The organism is Oribacterium parvum ACB1 (assembly GCF_000238055.2).
In the GTDB taxonomy this organism is placed as follows: domain Bacteria; phylum Bacillota; class Clostridia; order Lachnospirales; family Lachnospiraceae; genus Oribacterium; species Oribacterium parvum.
In genome coordinates this window covers 529734-554795 of the sequence record NZ_KE148312.1, presented here as the reverse complement: position 1 = coordinate 554795, position 25062 = coordinate 529734, and the positions used below count along the sequence as shown (strand labels likewise).

General features: G+C 43.6%; 17 protein-coding genes and 1 tRNA gene. 12 read left to right on the top strand and 6 right to left on the bottom strand.

The features are described 5' to 3' along the window. Nucleotides 1-214 precede the first annotated feature (214 nt). From HMPREF9625_RS02675 to HMPREF9625_RS02615, 11 genes are all read left to right on the top strand, one after another. Entirely contained in the window at nt 215-2248 is a 2034-nt protein-coding gene (locus HMPREF9625_RS02675) for a coiled-coil domain-containing protein (protein ID WP_009535464.1), read from the top strand. Then, nucleotides 2249-4333: an efflux RND transporter permease subunit gene (locus tag HMPREF9625_RS02670; RefSeq protein ID WP_009535463.1), complete on the top strand. Its 2085-nt coding sequence runs from the start codon at nt 2249-2251 to the stop codon at nt 4331-4333. It abuts the gene before it with no gap. Nucleotides 4334-4748: 415 nt separating this feature from the next. Further along, on the top strand, nt 4749-6725 hold the full coding sequence (locus tag HMPREF9625_RS02665) for a methyl-accepting chemotaxis protein (RefSeq protein ID WP_009535462.1): 1977 nt from the start codon (nt 4749-4751) through the stop codon (nt 6723-6725). 331 nt (nt 6726-7056) lie between these two features. Further along, nucleotides 7057-7626: an aminoacyl-tRNA hydrolase gene (gene pth, locus HMPREF9625_RS02655; protein ID WP_009535461.1), complete on the top strand. Its 570-nt coding sequence runs from the start codon at nt 7057-7059 to the stop codon at nt 7624-7626. A gap of 347 nt (nt 7627-7973) precedes the next feature. Beyond that, entirely contained in the window at nt 7974-11342 is a 3369-nt protein-coding gene (gene mfd / locus HMPREF9625_RS02650; protein ID WP_009535460.1) for a transcription-repair coupling factor, read from the top strand. Between the two features lie 360 nt (nt 11343-11702). Beyond that, the gene (locus tag HMPREF9625_RS02645; protein WP_009535459.1) at nt 11703-11975 is read left to right on the top strand and encodes a non-specific DNA-binding protein Hbs; all 273 of its coding nucleotides are present in this window, start codon (nt 11703-11705) and stop codon (nt 11973-11975) included. A 3-nt stretch (nt 11976-11978) separates the two neighbouring features. Further along, entirely contained in the window at nt 11979-12218 is a 240-nt protein-coding gene (locus HMPREF9625_RS02640) for an RNA-binding S4 domain-containing protein (protein ID WP_009535458.1), read from the top strand. After that, nucleotides 12215-12523: a septum formation initiator family protein gene (locus HMPREF9625_RS02635; RefSeq protein WP_009535457.1), complete on the top strand. Its 309-nt coding sequence runs from the start codon at nt 12215-12217 to the stop codon at nt 12521-12523. Before HMPREF9625_RS02640 ends, HMPREF9625_RS02635 begins: the two co-directional genes overlap by 4 nt. A gap of 59 nt (nt 12524-12582) precedes the next feature. Further along, nucleotides 12583-13602 (top strand): tRNA lysidine(34) synthetase TilS, encoded by a 1020-nt coding sequence (gene tilS, locus HMPREF9625_RS02630; RefSeq protein ID WP_009535456.1) that lies wholly within the window; start codon nt 12583-12585, stop codon nt 13600-13602. Between the two features lie 209 nt (nt 13603-13811). Further along, a complete protein-coding gene (hpt, locus tag HMPREF9625_RS02620; protein WP_009535455.1) occupies nt 13812-14342 on the top strand; it encodes a hypoxanthine phosphoribosyltransferase in 531 nt (176 codons plus the stop codon). A 16-nt stretch (nt 14343-14358) separates the two neighbouring features. Beyond that, nucleotides 14359-16437: a glycoside hydrolase family 13 protein gene (locus HMPREF9625_RS02615; protein WP_009535454.1), complete on the top strand. Its 2079-nt coding sequence runs from the start codon at nt 14359-14361 to the stop codon at nt 16435-16437. A 188-nt stretch (nt 16438-16625) separates the two neighbouring features. On the opposite strand, the gene HMPREF9625_RS02610 is transcribed toward HMPREF9625_RS02615, so the two are convergent. The 5 genes from HMPREF9625_RS02610 to HMPREF9625_RS02590 all read right to left on the bottom strand — a co-directional run bounded on the left by HMPREF9625_RS02610 (nt 16626) and on the right by HMPREF9625_RS02590 (nt 21808). Continuing rightward, entirely contained in the window at nt 16626-16874 is a 249-nt protein-coding gene (locus HMPREF9625_RS02610) for an HPr family phosphocarrier protein (RefSeq protein ID WP_009535453.1), read from the bottom strand. Nucleotides 16875-17030: 156 nt separating this feature from the next. After that, entirely contained in the window at nt 17031-18620 is a 1590-nt protein-coding gene (locus HMPREF9625_RS02605; RefSeq protein ID WP_009535452.1) for a D-alanyl-D-alanine carboxypeptidase family protein, read from the bottom strand. Between the two features lie 6 nt (nt 18621-18626). Continuing rightward, nucleotides 18627-20777 carry a sensor histidine kinase gene (locus tag HMPREF9625_RS02600; RefSeq protein ID WP_009535451.1) on the bottom strand — a complete coding sequence of 717 codons (2151 nt, stop codon included), beginning with the start codon at nt 20775-20777 and terminating at the stop codon, nt 18627-18629. A gap of 1 nt (nt 20778) precedes the next feature. Continuing rightward, entirely contained in the window at nt 20779-21492 is a 714-nt protein-coding gene (locus tag HMPREF9625_RS02595; protein ID WP_009535450.1) for a response regulator transcription factor, read from the bottom strand. Nucleotides 21493-21735: 243 nt separating this feature from the next. Then, nucleotides 21736-21808, bottom strand: a tRNA-Lys gene (locus HMPREF9625_RS02590). A 287-nt stretch (nt 21809-22095) separates the two neighbouring features. Here HMPREF9625_RS02590 and HMPREF9625_RS02585 point away from each other — a divergent pair. After that, nucleotides 22096-24078 (top strand): C69 family dipeptidase, encoded by a 1983-nt coding sequence (locus HMPREF9625_RS02585; protein ID WP_009535449.1) that lies wholly within the window; start codon nt 22096-22098, stop codon nt 24076-24078. Nucleotides 24079-24183: 105 nt separating this feature from the next. Here the strand turns inward: HMPREF9625_RS02585 and murI are convergent, their stop codons facing one another. Further along, nucleotides 24184-25029 (bottom strand): glutamate racemase, encoded by an 846-nt coding sequence (gene murI / locus HMPREF9625_RS02580; protein ID WP_009538094.1) that lies wholly within the window; start codon nt 25027-25029, stop codon nt 24184-24186. Nucleotides 25030-25062 lie beyond the last annotated feature (33 nt).

The window sequence follows — 25062 nt, the reverse complement described above, 5'->3', positions numbered from 1 at the left end:
TTGTCCGTTTTCTTTCTTTTTCAAGCTGATATTATACTACTCGTTGCCTTTAGTTTAAAGAAAATGAGATGGGCTGAAGAGTCAAAATAGAAGACGTAGAGGTATCCAGCACAGGATAGTGCAAGAAGAAAAAATACCAGACAGGCATAAGAAAAAGCGAAAATGGAGTGGGTGCGGAATAAAATGAACGCAAGTGGAGAAAGGGAGGATGAAGATGAAAAAGAATGCGATGAACAGAAATACAGAAATGAAGATAGAAATAAATAAAGAAACAAAAGATGCAAAAAGAAAACTCGGTAAAAAAGAGAGACTTATAAAGGGCGTTGCTATTGCCTTAGTGCTATCGCAGGTGCTCCTGCTCCCGATGACAGCTCTTGCCTCCGAAGACTATCCTCGCTATCACGAAAACTATTATGCCCTCTTAAGTGCTACGGGAGAGCTAAAGCAGAGTTCGGTAGTTAGGCAGTATGAGGCAAGGGGAATGCAGACCGTTACGGATTACGGAAAATACAGCAGTATTAAAAACTTAAGTAACGGCGTGGATGCGGAGTCGGATGGAGAACGCCATGTCTTTCACTTTCCAAACGGAGCACCGGAGACTTTATATATCGAGGGGGAGACAAGCGAGCCTTTCGCCATTCTTCCTTGGAAAATAGCGATTACTTACGAGTTAAACGGCTTGGAAGTGGACCCCTCCGTGCTTGCAGGCGAAAAGGGCCTCGTAAAAATTCATGTTGATTTTACAAGAAATCCGGATGCACAGGACTATGCCAAGAAAAACTATGTGCTGATTGCCAGAGCAAACTTCTCCATGGAGGATATCCTTTCTTTAAAGGCGGAGAAGGCGGAAGTTGTAACCCTCGGAGAGAAAAAGGAAGTGATGTTTGTCCTTCTTCCGGGAGAGGAAGACAGCTTTGATATCGAGGTGGGAAGCAATTCCTTCAGCTTTGATGGCCTGCAGTTTCAGATGATGCCGCTTCGTTCCGCTCAGGTGGAAAAAATCAAAGACATACAGGATTCGAAGAAGGAAGTGGAGGACTCCTATCATGCTTTGAAAGATGCCGGAAATGATCTTCTTTCGAACATGGAGTCTTCCCGAAAATCCCTTCGTGACATGGAAAAGAGTCTGCATGATGCAAATGCTTCTGTGAAATCCATACAGGAGGAAGGAAGAGCATTTCAAGAGGAAAGAGATAAGAGTTACGATTCCTTGGACAAACTTACGGAGAGCTTAACACCCGTAAACGGAAACCTCAGTGACTTAACAGCCACAATTGGAGACACCAAGAAGAATATTGACGGGAGAAAAGACAGCATCAATCGGATACAGAACAGCTTAAGAGACCTGGAAGAATCTCTTACAGAGCTTCGATCCGATGTGCCGAATACCGCGAAAATCGAGGAAGCAAAAGGAACAGTCAATGCTTTAAACGGCATGCTGGACAGTTCGAGACAGGCAACGACAGCGGAAGTGATTAGTGCTTTAGACCAAAAGCTTCAGGGAAATCCCTTGCATGATACCATTATGAACCTCCTGCAGGGCTATTCCGGGCTTTCCGAGAAGGAAGAAGCCACGAAAAAGCAGCTTCGTACCTTACTTTCCGATAAAATTACTCCTCAACTTGACGCCCTTTCTTCCGATACGCGTTCCGGAATGACTACGGGGATAGACGGACTTTCCACCTTGGAAGATAGCTTGGAAGAAGTGAAGACTCTGCAGTCGGATCTGACAAAAGCGGCAACTACGGCGGAGGAACTTGGAAAGAATGCCAATGTTTTGCTGGAAAACAGCCAAATTGCGATGCAGGACCTTACAGGAGGGCTTCGCAGCCAAGACTCATACTTGAGAGGAAAGAGAGAGGAGACTTACAAAAATCTGGAAAGGAACCTCGATTCTGCAAGCTCTGCAGTGCGACAAGGGGAAGCGGCACTCGGTTCCACAAAGAGCATGCAGACAGCGAAGGACACGATGGAGGATCTCGTTGAGAGTAAGTGGGAAGAAAATACGGGAGAAAAGACAAATCTTTTTGAGATGGACCCGGACAGAGCGCCGGAGTCTCTGGTTTCCGGGGAAAATGAGAATATTGTCGATGTTGCCGTAACGCTTCGTACAGAGGAAATCAAGGTGGATAAATCCAAGGAAAAAACGGAGGAATCGAAGGAAGAATCCGGTGTTTGGGAAAAAATAGCGGCGGTATTTGCAAAAATGTTTTCCGGACTCGGAAAGCTCTTTAAAGGAGGGAAGTAAATGTCCTTTAGTGAAAAATGTGCAAATTTTATCGTGAAAAAGAGAGAAAAAATCGGTCTTGGATTTTTGTTGATGCTCATCGTTTCTTTGTTTCTCTCCTTTTTTGTGGAAATCAATTATGACTTAAGTAAATATCTTCCGGACTGGTCTTTGACACAGCAGGGAATACACAAGATGGAAGATACCTTCGGCTATCCGGGAACAGCACGTGTTATGATAAAAAATGTCACAATGGGAGAAGCTCTAGATTATAAAAATCAGATTGAAGAGATAGACGGAGTGGATCGTGTGAGTTTTGACACCGGGGAAAACGGTGCCTTTGCGCCGAACTATATGGAGGGAAAGACGGAGGACCTGGATTATAAGGACGGAAATGCTCTTTTTCATATCGTTTTTGTCAAGGGGGACAGTGACTTGGAGACAAAGGCCGCCGTACAGGAAATAGAGAATTTGCTGGGAGATAAGGCGGTCTATGCGGGACTTGCGGTACAAAGTAAGACCGTGGAAGAACAGGTAAGTGGGCAAATGGGCTTTATCCTCGGACTGGGAATTAGCTTCATTTTCCTGATTCTTCTTCTTATGACCAATTCCTATGGGGAACCGATTCTCTTCCTGCTGACTATCCTCGTTGCGGTAGGATTAAACAGAGGGACCAACGTCTTTCTCGGAAAAGTTTCCTTTATCACGAACAATGTGGCGGCAATTTTACAGATTGCCGTATCCATGGACTATGCCATTTTCCTCCTGCACTCCTTTGAACTTGGTCTTTCCAAGGGAATGGAGAAGGAAAAAGCCTTAAGCTTTGCGGTGGGGAAGTCATTAAATACCATTTTGGCTTCTTCTCTTACAACGGTCGGCGGTTTCCTTGCCCTGTGCGCAATGCAGTTCGGAATCGGTATGGACATGGGACTTGTACTGGCTAAGGGTGTCGTTTTAAGCCTTCTTACGGTTATCTTTTTTATGCCGGCGCTTCTTCTTAGGATGTGGAACTTTGTGGAGAAGACAAGACACAAGTCATTTCTCCCTTCCTTTCACAGCCTTTCGAATCTTGCCTACCATGTAAGCCCTCTGGTTTTAGCGTTAACGCTTCTTTTGGCGTTTCCCCTAAATATTATGCAGGGTATGAATCACTTCCGCTTCAGTAGTTCTGCGGTAGTTATGGGTGAGGGAACGAAGATTTCCGAAATGGCGGAGGAGATAGACTCTGTCTTTGGAGAAGAAAATCTTCTCATTGCGATTTATCCTTCCGGAAGAAACGATATGGAATCGGCTCTGGGAGGAACACTCAAGTCTCTTCCCTTTGTGAAGTCCGTGCAATCCTTAAGTGCGGCTCTTCCGGAGGGCGTTCCGGAGTTTATGACGCCGAAGTCCTCGCTTGATCTTGTGCGAAAGGACGGGTACAGTCGCATGGTCATCACCTTAAACCTTCCGGGAGAAAGTGAAGCCTCCTACAAGGCGGCGAATACGGTACGGCAGATTTTAAAAGACTATACGGGATCGGACAGCTATTTGGTAGGAGATACGACAGCTACGATGGATATGGAAAATATTCTCCGCGCCGATAATGCCCGGGTAAATACCATTTCGCTTATCATCATTTTCCTTGTCGTGATGCTCTCCTTTAAGTCGGCACTTTATGCTTTTGTTGCCATGGTTCCTATAGAAATGGCAATTATGACCAATATGTCTTTTTCTTATTTGGAAGGCAGTCAAATGATTTTCATCGGCTTTGTAGTGGTGTCCAGTATTCAGCTTGGCGCAACGGTGGACTATGCCATTTTGGCCCTGGACCACTTTAAAGAGGAGAGGGAAAAGAAGGAAAGAAAAGAAGCGATTTCCGCAGCAATTCGGAAGAGCCTCTCTTCCCTCCTCGTTTCCGGCTCTATTCTCACCGTAGTGGGCTATGTCATTTACTTTATTTCTTCCGTGCCGGCAATCGGACAACTTGGAAAGCTGATAGGAAGAGGGGCGCTTTGCTCTCTCTTCTATGTGGTATTTCTCCTTCCGGGACTCCTTCGCGTGCTGGACAAGGCTTTGATGCGAAAGGAAAAAATAAAGAAGAAAATAAAAACTGTAAAATCATAAAATAATGTAATTATTCACATAAAAGGGGCTGTAAAAAAATCAAAATAATAAAGGGATTCTTTGCAATATAGGTCTGAATGCGGGGTAGTCTGAGCCCGTCGGTACTTGCGAAAAACAAGAGAAACGCAGTTTTTCGCTTAGTATCCGTTACGAGGCGAAGCTAGCGAGAGCGTGCCCAAGTTCAGATCTATATTGCTTTAGAAAATTATTTTAATTTTTACAGCCCCTTTTATTTCCTTTTTTAAAAATAGGCTTAAGTAAATAAAAAATATGACGATAAACCAATAGAATTCTAATTCTTAACAAGTCTGACAGTAATATCTGCAATGTCTTTTTTACAATGGAGGACGATCTGTATTGCCTGCGGAATCTTGTTTAAAATACCATAGTTAGTCGAATTTGGAGAAGAAGTATTATGCATTTATCGTTGAAAAAAAGAATTATCTTATTTTTTTTGCTGGCAATGATGCTCATAGTAGCTTTTTTTGCGTCCTATTTTTACCATTCGACAAGAAAGATGCTTTCGGATTCCGAGCATAATCTGGAGTTGATTGTCAGCAATTCTATCACACAGGATATTCAAGACAATCTGGATTATACGGAAGCGAATGTTCGGGCAGTTGTGGAAAATGAAAAGGTACAGGAGCTTTTTGCCAATCGGGACAGAAACGGTTTATATGAGTACCTGCGTCCCTCTTATGAAAGTATGAAAGAAGAGTTTCCCCAGGCGCATTTTCACCTTCCGGATTCTACCTCCTTTCTTAGAATGAATAAACCGGAAAAGTTTGGAGACAGTTTGAAAAGCTTTCGATTTACAGTAAATGAAGCCAACAGCTCTAAAAAGACGGTAAAGGGAATCGAGAGTGGTGTTTCGGGATTCGGTTTTCGAGTAGTTATGCCCGTATTTTACAAAGGGGTACACTTGGGAAGCTTTGAGTTCGGGCGGGAAATGGAACACAGCTTTTTGGAAACTTTAAAGCAATCTTATAATGGAGACTTCAGCTTATACAAATTGGACGAAGAGGGATGTAAATTTGTATCTTCCACAGCTTCGGATGAGCCGGTAGACTTTCTTTTCCCGGAAAAGCTGAAAGAAATACAAAACGGAAACTCCATCTTCCTGACCTCGGACGACAAAAGTTATAATTACTACATTTTGCCCCTAAAGTCCTTTGACGGAAAGACTTTGGGATTTTTACAGTTTACAGAGGATAGAAGCGCGGTGGTAGAACAGGAAAAGAAGCTTATACACAGTCTTTTCGTGGTTGTCCTCATTATGCTTGCTGTTGTTCCGATTTTTGCAACGCTGTTTTTAACGATTGCCTTTCGACCGCTTCATACTTTGGTTAGAGACGCGGAAGTGATTGCCCAAGGAGACTTTACCAAAAACTTTGTAACGAATAGAAAAGACGAAATCGGCTTAATCAGTAAATCTTTGAATCACATCTCCGTCGGGCTAAGAGAGATGTTTCACGTAATTGGAGATACATCCTCGAATGTAATCAATGCTTCGGAAGAAATATCCGCTTCAGGCCAGGAAATGACTGCCTCGAACGAAGAGGTTTACCGAAATGTTCATGAAGTCAGTGAGATTGCGGCGGAGCAGCTGGCATCCGTGGATTCCGCGAAGGAGAGTGTTCAGTTTATGGTGGAGCGGATCTTCGAGCTGAATGAGAGTGTAAAAACAATTAACGCTTCCATGGATAGTGTCATCAATTCGACCAATGAAGGAACCGATGCCTCCGCACGGATTGAAGAAAAGATTTTGGATCTGCAGGAGACTTCCGAAAGAAACAATAGTAAGATAGAAAAATTAAGTGCAGGTTCGGTAAAAATCGAAGAAATCGTCCGAACCATACGGCGTATTGCCGAGGAAACCAATATCTTGGCGCTTAACGCTTCTATTGAAGCGGCTCGTGCCGGAGAAGCGGGAAGAGGCCTTGCTGTTGTAGCAAGTGAAGTTAGTAGATTGGCGGATCAATCCAAGATTGCCACAAACTCCATCGCCGTCCTGATTCGGGAAGTTCGCGAAAACATTGAAAGCGTAGTGTCTTCTTCCGTGGAAAATAATGAAAAGCTGGATGAAGGAGTTTTGGTTGTGCAGGAGTCCAAAGCAACTTTTGCTTCCATCAGCACGGAGGTGCAGACCATTGTGAAACAGGTTACGGACATCACGGAAAAAGTGAGCCGTATTCATGAGAAGATTGACATCTTACTGAGCGGATTTCAGGAAATCGTCGAGAAATCAGACAATACGATGATTCATATTGACAGCGTAAAAGAAATATCGGAGGCGCAGAAAACGGCTATGGATGAAATAGGACATTCCACTATGGCTTTGGAAAGTATGTCGGCGGAGCTCAAGGAAGCTGTATCGAAATTTAAGTACTAGAGAAATAAAGGATTGTAAAATGATTAGCTCGCATAATTGGTTTTCATGATGTACAGCTCCCAAAAGAAATACCGAGGTGAAAAGAAAAAGTTTGGGAAGAGAAAAGGGGACATGCAATATCCGCTTTTCTCTTTTTTTAATGAAGCACTTACGGAATGTGTAATGTCTTGTTTTTTTACAATGAGTATGAAGAGGAAGCAAGAATGTCTGTTTTAGGGAGACTATCGTTTGGATTGCCCTGAGAAAGAAAATATTTTATAATACTATTCTTTGAATATGGATATAGTTTACAGAAGTTGCGATAACAATAAGATTATAGAGGAAATAAAAGATGTGGTTGATAGCAGGACTCGGCAATCCGGAAAGAAAATATGACGGTACGAGACACAATGCCGGCTTTGCGGCGATAGATGCCCTTTTGGACGAACTGGGTGGAAAAGGACTGGAAAGCACGAAATTTCACGGCGCCTTTACGAAATTACGAATCGGAGCGGAGGAAGTGATTATTTTAAAGCCCCTCACCTATATGAACCTTTCCGGAGACAGTATTGCCCCTATGGCAAACTTCTACAAGATTCCTGCAGAGCAGGTTCTTGTGATTTCTGATGAAATAAGCCTCTCTCCGGGGAGTATTCGCATCCGGAAAAAAGGCTCGGCAGGGGGACATAACGGCCTAAAAAGCATCATTGCAAGACTAGGAACGGAGGACTTCCCGCGGATTCGTCTGGGAGTAGGGGATAAGGATGAAAACCGGGATTTGGCAGCCCATGTCCTCGGACATTTCTCTAAGGAAGAGGAGAAACGGATGGAAGAGGCTTATGCGGAGGTGGCCAAGGCCTGCATCTGTACCGTTACGGAGGGGATTGAAAAGGCCATGAACCTCTATAATAAAAAAATATAAATTGTTACAATATTGTATTAAAAAACAATGGAAATCTTGTTCATATTTTGCGAGTATTGAAACAGGGGCACGCTCTCGCTAACTTCGCCACGTAGTAGTACTAAGCTTCAAGCTTCGCAATGCTCGCTTTCAGCAAGTACTAACGGGCTCAGATTACCCCTTATTCCAATACCCGCAAAACTATGAAGAATTAGAAAGTTTCATGGATTTATTTATGCCCATGTCGAATCAATTTGTATTTTTTTATTAATAATCCTATTGCCAGAAAAAAGTATGAGCGAGAGCGTCTTTATGAAAGAGGATATAGGAGACGTTTCAGATCCAATTTTTTGAATTAGAGGTTCATAGTGCTAAACAATAATGAGGTCAACAAGGGAGAATCCGTATATACGAATCCGGTTGAGGAAACTTTGCTTTTTCAGTCCATGCGTGAAAGGCTGGACTTGGGAGGGCAAGTTTTTTATGCCGGAATAGTAGATAGTCTTAAACCGCTTCTTGCACTTCCTTTTGCAAAGAACTGGGCACTTTATCTTTGCAAAAACGAGGAGAGGGCGAAGGAGGTTTTGCAGGATTGTAAGGCTTTTTCGGAAAATGCCTATTATTATCCTCCGAAGGATTATCTGTTCTACAAGGCGGATACAAGGGGACATTATATCTTAAGGGAAAGGGGAGAGTGTCTCCGTCACCTCTTGGAAGAGGAAAGCGGGATTGTAGTGACCACCTTCTCTTCCCTCATGGAGAAAATGGAAGGAAAAAATGCCTTTCAAGTATCTCTTTTTACTGTGAAGATCGGGATGCATATCGAGCTTTCCGACTTGCAGGAAAAACTCTCGCAGATGGGGTACAAGAGAGTTGAGCAGATTGAGATGCGAGGGGAGTATTCTATTCGCGGAGGTATCGTGGATATCTTCTCCAACCAGATGGAAGATCCGGTTCGTATTGAGTTTTTCGGGGAAGAGGTAGACAGCATTCGTCACTTTTCTTTGGAGAGCCAGCGCTCTCTTTGGCAAATAGAAGAAGCAAAGCTCTACCCTGCAGGGGAGAGGGGCTTTTCTTCTTCTCTTAAGGCATTTTCCCTTTTGGATTATTTTCCGAAAGACGCAGTCGTTTTTCTGGATGAGCCGGCAAGGCTTTTGGAAGAGGCAGAGCGGGTAGAAGCGGAGTTTTTAAATTTTTTTGAAGCGAATACGGAGGAGGAAGAAAAGGTAGAGCTTTTTTCTCCGCAAACGCTCCTCACGGAAATTGGAGAAAGAGCCTTTGCTGCCTTCTCCACGCTCGGGACGGGACTCGATTCCTTAGTCGATGTAGCGGATGCCCGGAAATTTACAGAAAAAAGCGTAAGCAGTAAGGAAATTCCTTCTTATGGAAAACAGCCCGGTCTTTTTCAGGAGGATGTGAAACGACTTTTTAAGGAGAAATACAGGATTCTTCTCTATTCTCCCTCTGTGCTCCGTGCCTCCCGTCTTGCGGAACAGCTTCGAGAAGAAGGGATTTCCGCATACTGCCCCGATGAATTCAGCCTCCCTAAAGAGGGGGAGAAGAGTATACAGGTTTGTACAGGCTTTCTCCGGCATGGCTTTTCTCTTGAAGAAGAAAGGCTCTTTGTCCTTACGGAAGCGGAACTTTTCGGGCAGAGCCTTAGCCTAAAAAAGAAGAAAAAGAAAAAGAAGGTTGAAGGCGTGCGCATCGGTTCCTTGACGGAAATCGAAAAAGGCGACTATGTGGTGCACGAAAGCCACGGAATCGGTATTTATCAAGGAATAGAGCGTATCACAACAGACGGCGTGAGCAAGGATTTTATCAAGATTCTCTACGGAGACGGGGGAAATCTCTATTTACCTGTAACGAAGCTGGACGGCATAGAGAAGTATGCGGGAAAAGAGGCAAAAGTACCGAAGCTGAACCGCTTAAACGGCACGGAATGGCAGAAAACAAAGGCAAAAGTGCAGGGGGCGGTAAAGGAAATCGCAAGAGAGCTTTTAAGGCTATACGCGAAACGCCAAAACGAGGAAGGCTATGCCTTTTCTGAGGACACGGTATGGCAAAAGGAATTCGAGGAAGCCTTCCCCTATGAAGAGACGGGAGATCAGATTTTAGCCATTGAAGCCACGAAGGAAGACATGGAAAGCAGAAAAATCATGGATCGTCTGGTTTGTGGAGATGTGGGCTACGGAAAGACGGAGATTGCTCTTAGAGCCGCTTTTAAGGCGGTACAGGACTCGAAGCAGGTAGCTTACCTTTGCCCGACAACCATCCTTGCCCAGCAGATTTACAATAACTTCACGGAAAGAATGAAGGGCTTTCCGGTGGAGACTCGTCTCCTCTCCCGTTTTCAAAGCGGAAAGGAGCTGAAGAAGAGCCTCGAAGAGCTTTCTCACGGTAGAGCGGATATTGCGATAGGCACACACCGTCTTCTTTCGAAGGATGTACATTTTAAAAACCTGGGACTTCTCATTGTGGATGAGGAGCAACGCTTTGGCGTATCGGATAAGGAGCGGATTAAATCTTTAAAGGAAAATGTGGATGTTCTGACCCTTTCTGCAACTCCTATTCCTAGAACCCTCCATATGTCCTTAGTGGGAATTCGTGACCTTTCCGTCTTGGAAGAGCCGCCCCTTGACCGTCTGCCGATTCAAACCTATGTCATGGAGGAAAATGAAGCCTCCGTCCGGGAAGCGATAGAGCGGGAGCTTAGGCGAGACGGACAGGTTTACTATGTGCATAACAGGGTAAAGAGCATAGCGGATACGGCAATGCGCGTGCAGCATCTTGTTCCCTATGCAAGAGTTGCCTATGCTCATGGGCAGATGGGAGAGCGGGAACTTGAGAAAATCATGCTTTCCTTTATTTCCGGAGAAATTGATGTTCTGGTTTCCACAACCATTATTGAAACGGGGCTCGACATTCCAAACGCAAATACTTTGATCATTCAGGATGCGGATAAAATGGGACTTTCTCAGCTCTATCAGATTCGCGGGCGTGTAGGACGCTCGAGTCGTATTTCCTATGCATTTCTTCTGTATAAAAAGGGAAAAAGTCTTACGGAGGAATCGGAAAAGCGCTTAAAAGCCATCCGAGAATTTACGGAGTTGGGATCGGGAATTCGAATTGCCCTTAGGGATTTGGAGATTCGCGGTGCGGGAAATGTGCTCGGTGCAGAACAGCACGGACACATGGAGGCGGTGGGCTATGAGCTCTATACCAAGCTTCTTCGCCATGCAGTTTTATTGGAAAAGGGAGAAAAGACAGAGGAGGAAAGCATAGAGTGTCAGATTGATGTTGATCTCGATGCCTATATTCCGGAAAGCTATATTCCAAATGAAGAGCAGAAGCTTGAAGCTTATCAGAAGATTTCCACTATCGGAAGTGATGAGGAGGAAATAGATTTAAAGGATGAGCTGATAGACCGTTACGGGGATTTGCCGGATATGGTGGAAAATCTCTTCCGTGTAGCGATGTTAAAGCTTTCCCTCAGTAAGATCGGTGTTTTGGAATGTAAGATTAAGAGGGGTGAAATTCTGTTACAGTTTTCACCGAAAGCAAAATTGGATACCGCAAAAATTCCCGCTCTTGTACAGGATTCCAATGGGGAACTTCGTTTTCAAAATGGAGAAAAGCCTGCTCTTTTATATAAAAAGAAAAATCAAAGGGAGCTTCCGAATATTCGGGAAACAATGGATAAGGCAGGGGAAATCGCAACATTGCTTTCTCTTTGAACGTACTGACAGACAGTTCTCTTTACGCATGATAGCTTGCTGAGTTTGTACTTATTTGTCCGCTAAACAGACTTATTTTCATTTTTTAAGATAAAATTACCTTTTTTTACTTAAAAAACACAGGAAATCGGCATGAAATGTGCATGGTTCATTGACAGGAGAAAGTGGGAAAGCTATAATGCAGTCGTATAAGGGCGTTCGTCCCTATTATGAGCTGAACTATTCCTAGTTTCCGCTCCTTAACAAGAAGAGTCTGCGAGCTTTTGCAGTACTCGCAAACGAGATATCGCACGCTTTGCGAATGATACTCGTTATAAATTATAATACGCCGCCTGAGGCGGCAATCATGGAGGAAAAAAAATGAACAAGAATGAGTTGGTTTCCGCTGTAGCTAAGCAGGCAGAATTATCCAAGAAGGATGCAGGACTTGCAGTAGAGGCAGTATTTGAGGCTATTGCAGGTGCTCTTGAGAAGGGTGACAAGGTTCAGCTGATTGGCTTCGGAACATTTGATGTTTCTGAGAGAGCTGCAAGAGAAGGACACAATCCAAGAACCGGTGAGTCCATGAAGATTGCTGCTTCCAAGGCTCCGAGATTCAAGGCAGGTAAGGCTTTAAAGGAGCGTGTAAACTAAGCTATGCGCTTAGACAAATATCTTAAGGTATCTCGCCTGATAAAAAGACGGACAATAGCTAATGAAGCCTGCGATACCGGTCGAATATCTGTTAACGGCAAAGTGCAGAAAGCATCCTATGACGTGAAGATTGGAGACGTAATCGGTATCCGTTTTGGAGAAAAACAGGTGGAAGCAAAAGTTCTCTCCACCAAGGAACCAATACGAAAGGATGAAGCTGAAGAGCTATTCGAGTATCTATGAAGAAGCAAGGAAGAAAGAAAAGCGGAATGTTTGGAAACGGAGTTACCATTTTAGGACTGGTTCTGGTGGTAGCTCTCCTTGCTATTGTGATTTTTGTCAGAGGGAATACGCTACAAGAACAGAATAAAAACTATCTCGCCATGGAAGAAAGTCTCGAAGAAGAATTAAATAAAGAAAAGCAACGAGAAAAGAAACTGGATGAAGAAAGGGTTTATAGCAAAACCAAGGAATACATCATGGAAGAGGCGAGAGAGATTTTTGGTTTACAGATGCCTGATGAAATCATTGTAAAACCGGAAAATTAAGTACTTGGAAACGAAAGAGGATTCTTCTTCTTTCGTTTTTCTTTGCGAATAGAGGGAAAATGCAAAAGGGAATCGATACGGAATTATTTTTATATATAAAAAAATACAAGCTGATTCTTCCCGGAGAGCAGATTCTTCTGGCATTTTCCGGCGGTGGAGACTCCTTGTATCTTCTTTATCTTTTGAAAGAATTGCAGAAGCATATTGCATTTTCTTTGGAAGCTATGCATGTTCATCATGGGATTCGAGGTGAAAAAGCGGAACGGGATTTACAATTTTCAGAGAATAAGGCTAAAGAATGGGGAATTCCCTTTACTTCTGTACGGGTGGATGTTCCGGCTTTTTCTTCGGAGAACGGACTCGGTTTGGAAGAAGCGGGAAGAATTCTTCGTTATGAGGCCTTGGAAAAAAGAAGAGCGGAGTGGGAAGCAAAAACAGGAGTTTTGACAAAAATTGCTTTAGCACAACACATGGATGATCAAGCGGAAACGGTTATTCATAACCTTTTAAGAGGTTCCGGTATCTCCGGTTTGTCCGGAATGAAGAGGGAGGAAGGGCATCGTATCCGTCCGCTTTTATCTATAAGAAAACAAGATATTATTGGACGACTCCATGTATTGTCATTACAATACATGGAAGATGAGAGCAATGAAGATTTGCAATTTACCAGAAATTATATTCGAAACAGCCTGATTCCGGCTATGGAAAAAGTAAATACCAGGGCGGTTCAGCACCTTTCGAAAGAAGCGGAGCTGATGAACGAGCTGGAACTGTATCTGGAGAAAAAGGCTGCTGATTTTTTGCAATGCTTCGGGACAGAAGAGGAAGGGAAAATCGCGATTTCCATTTCGAATTTAAAGGAAGAGCCCGCTTTTTTACGGAGGGAAATATATCGCATGGCGGTAAGAAGACTGCAGGGAGAGATAAGAGACCTCTCGGGATCCCATCTTTATGCGTTAGACAGTTTGATATTCGCCGGAAGCGGAAAAAGAACGGAGCTTCCTAAGGGATATATAGGAGAAATTCGAAATAAGGTTCTCTATCTTCGAAAAAGAGATGGGAAAGTTCTTGATCTATGATAGATTGATTGCAGAGGCAGAAAGATATAAAACAGAAAGATATAAAACAGAAAGATATAAAACAGAAAGATATAAAACAGAAAGATATAAAACAGAATATATTTCCGGCAGATTAAGCTTGCAAACTGCGATAAAACTATATAATAGCAGTGATATGAGTGAAAGTTTTGAAGTATATACATAGTAGATTAAGTCATGGAGAAGAAAAGGTGAAAGAGAGATTGGAAGTCCTTTACTCTGAAAAAGAGATAGAGGAGAAGGTGAAGGAACTGGCAAAAATCATAGATGAGGACTATAAAGACAGACCTCTGCATCTGATTTGCATCTTAAAGGGTGCAGTTATGTTTATGTGTGAGCTGGCAAAGCGCTTGAAGAATCCGAATGTGACTATGGATTTTATGGCGGTAAGCAGCTATGGAGATGCGACGGAAAGTTCCGGCATCGTGAGGATTGTGAAGGATTTGGATGAACCTCTGGAAGGAAAAAATGTACTTCTGGTTGAAGATATTGTAGATACGGGAAGAACCCTGAGTCATTTGACTAAGTTATTGGGAGAGAGAAACCCGACTTCTTTGGAAATTTGCACTTTACTGGATAAGCCGGAAAGAAGAGAATGTGAAGTTAAAGTAAAGTACAAGGGATTTTTGATTCCGGATATTTTTATAGTGGGATACGGCATTGACTATCAGCAGCGTTACAGAGGACTTCCTTATTTGGCCGGAATTCACTTTGAGGAGTAAAGTGTAAGGAGGAATGATGGGAATCAATAGGGATGCCCTGTATAGTATAGGGAAGGGCTTCTACCGAGAACCGGAGGAGAGCCCCTCTTTTTCGACGGTTACCATACGCTTTCGGACCTTGAAGGAGGATGTGGACAGTGTATCTTTGGTTTTCATGGAAGAAGATTCCAAGCTATTCATGAAGATCGTGAGCAGTGACCGTTATTTTGATTATTACGAAATAGAGATAGAACTACAGGACAAGCCTTTTTACTACTATTTTCAGATACAAAAAGGAACGGAGTACCTGTCGTATAACCGTCTTGGTGTGACGGATGACTTGCAGCTGCAGTATGCCTTTTCCATTTTTCCGGATTTCTTTGTGCCGGATTGGGTTAAGGGTGCTGTCATGTATCAGATTTTTGTGGACCGCTTCTACAATGCCGACGGAAAGAACAATGTGGAGGACAGAGAATACATTTACCTCGCAAGGCCGGTAGAGGCCGTGGCGGATTGGAATGCAAAAGTGGAACCCTTTGATGTGCACCGCTTTTACGGAGGTGACTTGGAAGGGGTGTGGAAAAAGCTGGACTATCTGCAGTACCTTGGAGTAGAGATTTTGTATTTTAATCCTTTATTTGTTTCGCCCTCCAATCATAAATATGATACGCAGGATTACACTCACATCGATCCGCATCTTGGACGAATCGTAAAGGATGGAGGAGAAGTCCTGAAAGAGGGAGACAGGGAAAATAAGCATGCTACCCGATACAGTATTCGCAGTACGGATATAGAGAATCTGGAAGCCAGCGATGCACTCTTTAGAGACTTCGTGGAAGCTTGCCATAAAAGAGGGATGAAGGTCATTATTGATGGCGTATTCAATCACTGCGGATCCTTTCATCGCTATATGAACGCTTCCTTCTTCTATAAGACGGGAGAGGGGAATCCCTATCCTCTGGGAGCATACGAAAGCTATGACAGCCCATATAGAGAGTATTTTCATTTCCTAAAAAAAGATCCTGCGGATTGGCCGAACAATGATGCGTATGAGAAGTGGTGGGGAAATGACACCCTTCCTAAATTGAATTATGAAAATGCGCTTTCATTAGAGGAGGAGATTCTCTCTGTAGCAAGAAAATGGGTAAGCGCACCCTATTTTTGCGACGGATGGAGGCTGGACGTGGCTGCCGACCTCGGACACAGCGAGGAATACAACCATTATTTCTGGAAGAAGTTCCGTAAGGCCGTTAAGGAAGCCAATCCGAATGCGGTTATTCTTGCGGAGCATTATGGAGATCCCAGTGCCTGGCTTAGGGGCGAGGAATGGGACAGCATCATGAATTATGACGCGTTTATGGAGCCGGTAAGCTGGTTTTTAACCGGAATGGAAAAGCACTCGGACAGAGAGATGCCGGAGCTCTTTGGAGACGGAACCCTCTTCTTTAATACCATGCGCTACAATATGGCAAAGATGCCGGAGAACGCCATAGAAGCCAGTATGAATCAGCTTTCGAATCACGACCATTCCCGTTTTATGACGAGGACCAATAGAAGAGTCGGGAGAATTAAGGCGGGCTTGGATGATGCGGCAACAGGAATTGATCCAGCTTTGTTTCGTCTTGGAGCCATGCTTCTTATGACTTGGCCGGGGGCTCCGACTCTGTTCTACGGGGATGAGGTTGGTGTCTGCGGTTGGACAGAGCCGGATTGCCGTCGTCCCTATCCGTGGGGGGAGGAAGACATGGAGCTTCTGGACTATCACAGATACTTGCTTTTTCATAGAAAAAATATGCCTGCCCTCCGAAATGGTGCCCTTATGCTTTTGCAGGCAGGAAAGAATTATGTAGTCTTTGCCAGAGGAAGTGAAACGCAGGTTGCCATCATCGTGATATATACCGGAGACGGTGACTGTACTCTTTCGATTCCGGTATGGAGGGCATCCGTTACGGATAAGATGCTGATGAAACGTGTTCTGAAGACGGACTATAGAGGCTATAATGCCGGCCAGACCAGAAGATTCCCCAAAAACGGGCATATTGACTGTCGTATGTGGGCAAAGACGGGCAAGATCTATATAGTGGATTTAGTGGAAGTGAATCGGTATATGAAATGAGATTCTGTGTGCTCTAAGAGCGCGATACCTGTTTAGAAAACCCGGTTTTCATCAACAAGTTTGTCCTATAACTCAAAAAGGAGCTGTAAAAATCAAAATAATTATTCTGATTTTTTACAGCTCCTTTTTTGTTGGAGCGGTTTTTTACAGTCCCTTTACATTGCCCGAAGGGCAAAATTGGTTTCTTTTTAGGAGGCTTTGGAAGCACTCTTTACTACATACTCCCCTAACTTCTCTTCAACCAAATGCATATACTCCTTCGGAGCACTTAAATCGCATACATTGCCAATACCGAGGAAAAGTACACCCAAGAAAGACTTTGCATCGACGATGCGACTTCCGCGGCCTAAATTCAAATCAAAAGAAAAGCTGCTTGTCTTATTGACAAAATCATTGACTGCTTCTGAATCCGGAATTGAAATTTTCACTGTCTCCATCTTTATTCCTCCATTTCTCCTTAATTTTTTATCTACTCTATAATCATAATTTAAGTTATTTTTTATGTCTACGAAGCAAGATGATACTCCGATATGAAGGAATAAGCAAGAACTTTTCTCTAAAAAAAGAATAAAGCTTTTATATAAAATCCATATCTAATTTCTGTTTTTCTTTTCTCTACGCTTTTTTTCCAGCAGCAAATCTCGTCTTGCCTTTTGGTCCCGACTGAGGTCTTTGGTGTGCTTAAGCATACGTTTTCTTCTTCTTGCACGGTACAGTTCTTCTCTTCTTTGGAAGAGGTAAACGCCGATAAACCCGAGCACGACAAGGACGGATAGAGCGAGCAGGATTTTTAGAAGATTCAGAATCGGTTTTTGAATAATAATTTTTCCGGCCTTCTTGTCAAATATAACAGGAGCATTGCTCTGTCTCTCCGTGCTGCTATCGACTGTCTCTTCCGTGCTTTTTTCTTCTTTTTTCAACTCCACGGAAATTCGTTTCGGGATGCTTTCTTCTTTTTTTAGAGATGTTTGGGAAAGACTGCTCTTGTCTTTACTGCTTTCCTCGTCTTCCAAATAGATATAAGCGGTACCTACAGTGCGATCTTCAAAATGATAGACAAGTTTTGCGACTTTTCCCTCCTCCTTTTCCTCCTCTGTTAAATCATAGCTTAATTCGGAGGCGACATCCTGGAAGGGAATCTCTTTCGGAAGACAAACCTGATCTGTGCTGCCGATTGTAAAATGCAAGGCTTTTGATAAAGGAATACCGTCTACATTCCACTTGTTCTCCAAAGCAAGAAGACGATTGTCATTTTTCTCTACAGGGTAGGAATTAAAGCAGGAAAAACCGAAATCAAAGAGCTTCTTGGTATCCTTATACTGTGTGTTGTGCCCGTTTAAGATGGCGCAAATCAGGGTTGTATCCCCTCTTTTGCAAGCGGTGAGCAAGGTGTTTCCGGCAAGCATTGTATAACCCGTTTTTCCGGCAAATACACCCTCGTAATACTCCTTGTAACTTTTACGCATCATTTTGTGATGGGCATAAATGGTATTTTCCTTTGCTTCCGCATCCGGATACTTACTGATGGGAGCATGGGTGTATGCCTGTGTGGCATCAATCTGTAAAAAAATGGGATTCCGTATTGCATATTGCAGAATCTTTGCCATATCCATGGCACTGGTGTAATGCTCCTCATTGTTCAGTCCGGATGGATTGGTAAAATGAGAATCCGTGCAACCGATTTCTTTTGCCTTCTCATTCATCATCTCGGCAAATTTTGCATTGGAGCCGGCAACATATTCAGCTAGGGCGTTTGCACAGTCATTTGCAGAGTGGAGGAGCAGACAGTAAAGACAGTCCCTTACACTCAATTTATCTCCGGGAACGGCACCGATTACCGTAGAATTGACCTCCAGATTGTCCTTTGTTGCGGCAGAGGAAAAACTGATCTTTGTCTCGAGATTCTCTACATTTTCAAGTACTACTATTGCTGTTAAGACCTTGGTGATGGAAGCGGGAAAGTACTTATTGTGCTCATTTTTAGCATAAAGTACGGTACCGGAATTGGCATCCAAAAGAACAGCCCCCTCCGCCTCAATGGCTTCCGGACAAGAAGGCCAGCTGTCCGCAAAGGACAGGATTGGGGTAAAGAGGCTTAGAATGAGGATCAACACTAAAAACACTGAAATAGAAGCGAATCTGAATCTCTTTTGTTTTTTTACTTTTTTAAACAGTCTCAGCATAAAAAGCTATTCTCCTTCTTCCTTTTCCACGAGCGGGAAGAGTAGAGATACCTTATAGAGGTCTCCGTCGATATCGATAATCATCTTACCGGACATAAGCTTGGTAAGACTCTTTGCAATAGAAAGTCCTAAGCCGGAGCCTTCCGTACTGCGCGAAACATCTCCACGCACAAAACGCTCCGTAAGTTCATCCGGGGAGATATTTAGAGGGGCCTCCGAAATATTTTTCATAATGAAAGCCGCTTCTTTCTCCCGCTTTTCCAGAGTGATATAGACTCTGCTTCCAAGAAGTGCATATTTTGCACAGTTGTTAAAGAGGTTTTCCAGAACGCGGAACAGTTGTCTTCCGTCCGCCATAATCATGATATCTTCTTCCGGTACCGAAGTAAGAATAGTAAGAGAACGTTTTTCCAGCTTCTCTTGGAACTCTCCTAAGGTTTGAAGAAGTATTTCACTATAGTTAATGGGATGCAGCTCCAGACTGACATTACCGGAGCTGGCTTTGCTGGCTTCCACCAGATCTTCCGTCAGGTTCTTCAGACGGCTGGCCTTCTGTTCCAAAACTTCGATATATCCTCGTACCCTTTCATCTCCGATATTTTCCCGCTTTAACAGGTCTACATAGCTGATGATGCTGGTAAGAGGTGTCTTTAAATCATGAGAGACATTGGTAATCAGGTCCGCCTTTAAACGCTCAGCCTTAACCTGCTCATTTACCGCATCGTGCAAACCCCTACTGATGAAGTAGGTGTAGTAGTCGATGGAAACGGTAATAAAGAGTAAAAGGGTGGCAAAAAGCAGATGCAATAGGCTTCTTCTGTTAATAAAGCAATAGGCGTTGTACAGAATCAAGCCTAAAGCAAGCAAGTTGGGAAACACAAACAGCAGGTAGGAAAAGGTCTTTGATCTTGTGAACTGGCTTGCGGTGATATAGGTTTCCATGAGCTTTAGGATTCTTCTCAGATAGGAGCAATGAAAGAGCATGGATTTCTTGTACTGCCGCACCAGGGAAAGAAATAAGGGCAGGAGTAAGAGATATCGAATTGCAAACAGGCTTAAAGAACTAAAAAAAGCCGGTTCGGGGAAGTTTCCTACAACCAGCAGAAGACTTTCGAAAAAATACTTTGTAAGGATCTGCGTGAAATAAAACCAAACAATCCCAAGCATAAGAGTCAGTTCTACAGGAGTTTTATCAAAGGGGTAGAGTTGGAGGCCGTTTTTTTCTCCGCGTCCGGTGTGGGCAAGGAGCATAACAAAGCTCGTTAAAACGGCAAAGATACTGAAAATAAAGAGAAATAGTCCCACAAAGGTAAGCTGCCTTCTGGTGCTGTATTCCATATAGGCTGCTTTGTACTCATCCTCGTGCGGGAAGCGGGTATCTACTCCGGCGGAGAAAACGTAAGTTCCATCCCGATACGGGTCCCTTGCTTCCAAAAGAGGCACAAGATTGGAGGGCGCTGTTTTCAGATTGCTTTTGATTTCCAAGGTATCGGAATCGGTATAGAGGTATTTTCCCAGAGTCTGAATCTGCTTTTCGGTTATTCCTTCCGCATTGGTATAACAGGTGGAATTTCCCTCACTGGAATAGGCTATGTAAAAGGAAAAGTTGGAGCCTTTGTCAAAGTAGCGGGAGCGAATAGCATAGTATTTTGCAAGATAGCCCAAAGCTTCTTTGGCTAAGCGCCCAAGACTCATAAAGCCGTCTGCGGGCGTTGCGGGCTGATAGTCGGGAAGATAGGCACGATAAATAACCCGGACCATATGCTCCTTCTCGTCCTGCTCTTTTGTGACGGTGGCCGGACCATCTTCCAGGATTTCATTTTTTTCATTCAAATAATAGCCCATGGAGCGGGCGTATTTAATCAAATAATCCAAACTGTAGGAACGGGTGGCACCGTTTGTTTCACTCTGCGCAATGGTATGATTTAAGTCAAGAGTTCCCCTTGTTTCAAAAATGTCCCGTAAATCAATGTAATCAAAGATATCATTGACACTTTCCGAAATAGCACTGTCAAAGTCGGAGGAGGAGAGATAGTTTTTCTCCTTTAAGAAGGACACCGCGTCTCTTCCCCTTGGTGCAAAATGCAGGATGACCAAACTGCAGAGCAGAAGAAAAAGGGAGAAGAGGTGTAAGAAAGGGATGAAAAACTTTTTCATTTTATTCCTCGGTCTTTCCTTGTTTTTCGATCTTATAGCCGACTCCCCAAACGACCTTTAAGTACTTGGGCTTTCTGGAGTCAATTTCAATTTTTTCCCGAATATGACGGATATGTACGGCAACGGTATTGTCTGCACCGATGGCTTCCTCATTCCAAATGGAGGTGTAGATTTCGTCGATGGAGAATACCTTCCCGGCATTTTTAACAAGAAGAAGCAGAATATTGTATTCGATTGGAGTCAGCTTAACCTGCTCCCCGTCTACACTTACCTCTTTGGTGTCATCATTTATCAATAAACCGCCACAACTGTAAACAGCATCGCCTTTTGTCGTTTCGTTCATATTGCCAAGCTGTGTGTAGCGTCTTAGCTGAGACTTTACTCTTGCGACAAGCTCCAGGGGGTTAAAGGGCTTTGTGATGTAGTCGTCCGCACCGATGTTTAAGCCCAGAATTTTATCCGTGTCCTCACTTTTTGCACTGAGAATAATGATGGGAACGGAGCTCTTTTCCCGAATCTTTAAGGTGGTACGAATCCCGTCCAGTCCAGGCATCATTACATCCAAAATAAGGAGATCGAGAGCTTCTTTCTCCATGATTTTTAAAGCATCAAAGCCGTCATAGGCTTTGAGAACATGGAAGCCTTCACCGGTTAGGTAAATGGAAATGGCTTCCACAATCTGTTTATCATCATCACAAACCAATATATTTTGCATAAGCACTCCTTTAATATAGAGAAATACTAAAAATTTCGCCATTCTGTCATAGTATAACAAAGCTTTTAGGAAAGCGGAAGAAATGGAGAAAGTATTCAGAAAAAAATAAGAGGAATGTGATAAGTTGCCCCTGTTTCAAGACTGCAAAATATATTCAAATTTATTCTTGATAATAGCCTGATAAGTAGAAGGTGAATTAGGTAAAGAAAAAACGATGTCACTTTGTGACATCGTTTTTTGTACTGCGCCCTCAGGGACTCGAACCCTGGACAAATAGATTAAGAGTCTACTGCTCTACCAGCTGAGCTAAGGGCGCGTATGCCGTAGCACCCGTATACTATACAAAGATTCATTTTTATTGTCAAGCAAAAATTTGCAAATATTTTTTCTCCACAGTTTGCCTGTCTAAGAAGAGAAACAGACTGCTATTTTGCGGGAGAAGTCCTTTCAAAACGGCTTTCTGCAATAATATACAAGAAAGCATCGAAGTTATTTCCATATTCGTCAAATTGTATAATTTATAATACAATTACAAGAAAAGAAGCTGTGTTGTCCTGTTCTAAAGAAGAACGGGGATTTCACTTACAAGAGAAGGGAGAAAAAATGAAAAAAACTGTTTCCATGCTTTGCGGCTGCGCTCTTGCTGCGGGGATCAGTATTTCCGCCGTGTTCTCGGCTTACGCCTGCACGGGAGTGATTGTCGGAAAGGACCTTACAGAGGACGGCAGTACGATTTTCGGACGTACGGAAGATCTGGAGGTAAACCACAACAAAGCCTATAAGATTCATGAGGCCGGGGAATACAAGGCCGGAGAGACCATTAAGGATGTTTCTTCTGATCCGGAAAATGGTTATTCCTATACCTTTACCCATGATTCCTATCGCTATACCTCGGTAAGCGACACAACCCCGGAGTACGGTAACTTTGACGAGGCGGGTTTCAATGAGAAAGGTTTAATTGCGGACATGACCGTTTCCGCTACTGCAAATGACAAGGTACTTGCCGTGGATCCCTATGTGGACGGGACGGACAGCTCGGTGCCGGTCGGAATCACGGAAGCCATTATCACAACCGCCGTACTCGGAAGCTGCGACAATGCAAGATCCGCCGTCGAATTTATTGCGGAAGAAGTGGCAACGAAGGGAGCTGCGGAAGGAAACGGCCTCGTGGTAGCCGATCATAATGAACTTTGGTATATGGAAATCTATACCGGACACCAGTTTGTTGCTATGAAATATCCGAGTGACAAATACTCCGTTTTTCCGAATTCCTTCTGGTTAAATGAATGTGATTTAAGCGTGGGAGAAGAAAAGGAGCATTTCAACATTTCCAAGGACGGAATGTATATTTACTCCAAGGATATCTTTAAGGTGGCAAGTGAAGCGAAGAGCTTAAAGGGTAATGAAGAAAGCTCGTCTATTGATTTATACGCTTCCTATGCAGGAGAGCTATCCGATAGTACGGAGTCCCGCGTTTGCTCCGGCATCAAGCAGTTTAATCCGGATGCGACATTTGACGGGAAAGTTTATCCGTTCCTGCAGGAGACCAAAAAGAAAATCACTCTGGCAGATGCGATGGCCTTTACCAGAAACCGTCTGGAAAGCATTGATAAGGTAGCTGACGATATGAGTCGCGGAGATTTATATCCTATCGGAAACAGAAATACGATGGAAGCACACATATATCATCTTCCCTCTACCGCGACAGCAGAGTATCCGGGAACGATGTGGCTCGCACTGGGATCCCCTCTTACTTCTCCGTTTGTAGCGTACTATCCGAATCAGACGGCAGGGATTCAGGAAGCGGAGAATGAGGAAAATGAATTTAATGAAGACTCCGTATACTGGCTTGCCATGGATACACTTTACATGGTGGAGTACAGTCGTGACGAGTTTCAGCCTATCGTATCCGAGAAAATCAATGCTTTGGAAAGCGAAGAATTGCAAAATGCCGTAACAACGATGCTGAGTGCGGAAGAAGCTACCGCTAAAAATCAGGAAGAGGCTAAAAAGGCCTTTGATGTTTTAAAGGAAATTCATAAGGAAATCAAAGAGAAATTCCAAAACTATATCAAGGAAAATGACTACACGATTCGTTTTAGCGGAAGACGAGCAACCGCAGCCTTTAGCGGTACGGAAGTTCTTGTGCCGAAGAACAGTGCCGAGATTGGTTTAAAGCTGCAGGTTAAGCCGGGCGAAGAGGAAGGACATGGAGAGCTTCTCATTGTAGATCATTACGGAAATCCTGTAACGGAAATAAACGGAGAACTTAGCTATTCCATTCCCGCCTCCGCTTTTCCGGGAGAGACTCATTTCTTTGACGGAGAAACGGAAATCGCGAGTGAAGTGAAGGATGAGCACTATATTTTCAGTACGAAAGCCTTGACCATCAGTTATAAGAGCGAAGGAGACGCAAAAGATTCGGAAAAGGCGGAGTCTGAAAAAACGGGAGAAAGTGCAGAAAGCGGGACAAGTACGGATGCAGGGCAAGCCGGAAGCGGATTCCCGAAATCTGCAGGGATGGCAGTAGGTGCAATCGTTCTACTTGGGGTGGCTTACGCGGTAAAGAAAAAAGCCCGTCAGTAAATGACAGGCTAAACTGGCAATTAGAGAAGAAATTGAAATACCGGGTCAAAAGAAAGGGCTTATATAGACTAAAATAATAGCTTTAGTGAATGCCTTAAAAACAATCTAAATGGGCAGGCGGTAGAAAGTCTCTAAAAGACTGCTATCGCCTGTACTGCTGTATAGCTCTACGCTTGGACTTGGAATTCCTCTATCAGCTTCCTCGTGATTCTTATCACGAAGCAGACCTTTTTCTTCCAAGCGATGTCTGGTTTCTCTTGCCGTACCGGCGGCACCGTCAAAGAAAGGAACAGGATATCCCAAAGCGTCTAATATTTCCTTTTTTACAAAGGGAAAATGGGTACAACCCAGCACAATAGAAGAAATCCTTCCTTCCCTATAAGGAGAAAGTAATTCTCTTAAATAAGAGAGCATCTCATCACCATGCCCCTTTCCTTCTTCCAGAAGACGAACAATGCCCGGTGCGGGAAGGAGGATGTATTCTCCCTGTTCCTTTAAACTGTCGATTAAGTGGTGAAGCTTATCACCCTTTAGGGTGCTTTCCGTCGCCATAACAAGAATTCTTTTTTTTCCTGTTTCTTTTTCACATTTATAATTTTTTGAAATATTTTTTTCCTGAAAAAAGGCGGCCGGCTTTACTGCAGGTTCCATACCGATGATGATGTCATCCGGATAGCGCTCCCTAAGAAACCGCGCTGCGGCGGAGGTGGCTGTATTACAGGCAATTACGGTGGCCTTTACCTTCATTTTTTGCAAAAAAAGGTAAGCCTTAAGAGAAAGAGCACGGACCTCTTCTCCGGATTTTTCTCCGTAAGGTGCATTTTTTTGGTCTCCGTAGAAGATAAAATTTTCGTATGGCATTTCTTTCTGCAATTCCTTCAGGACACTGATGCCTCCGACACCTGAATCAAAAATGCCGATAGCTTCTTCTTTTTTCTCTCTACTATCCATACACGGCAGATTCCTTTCTTCTTCGCTAGAGTC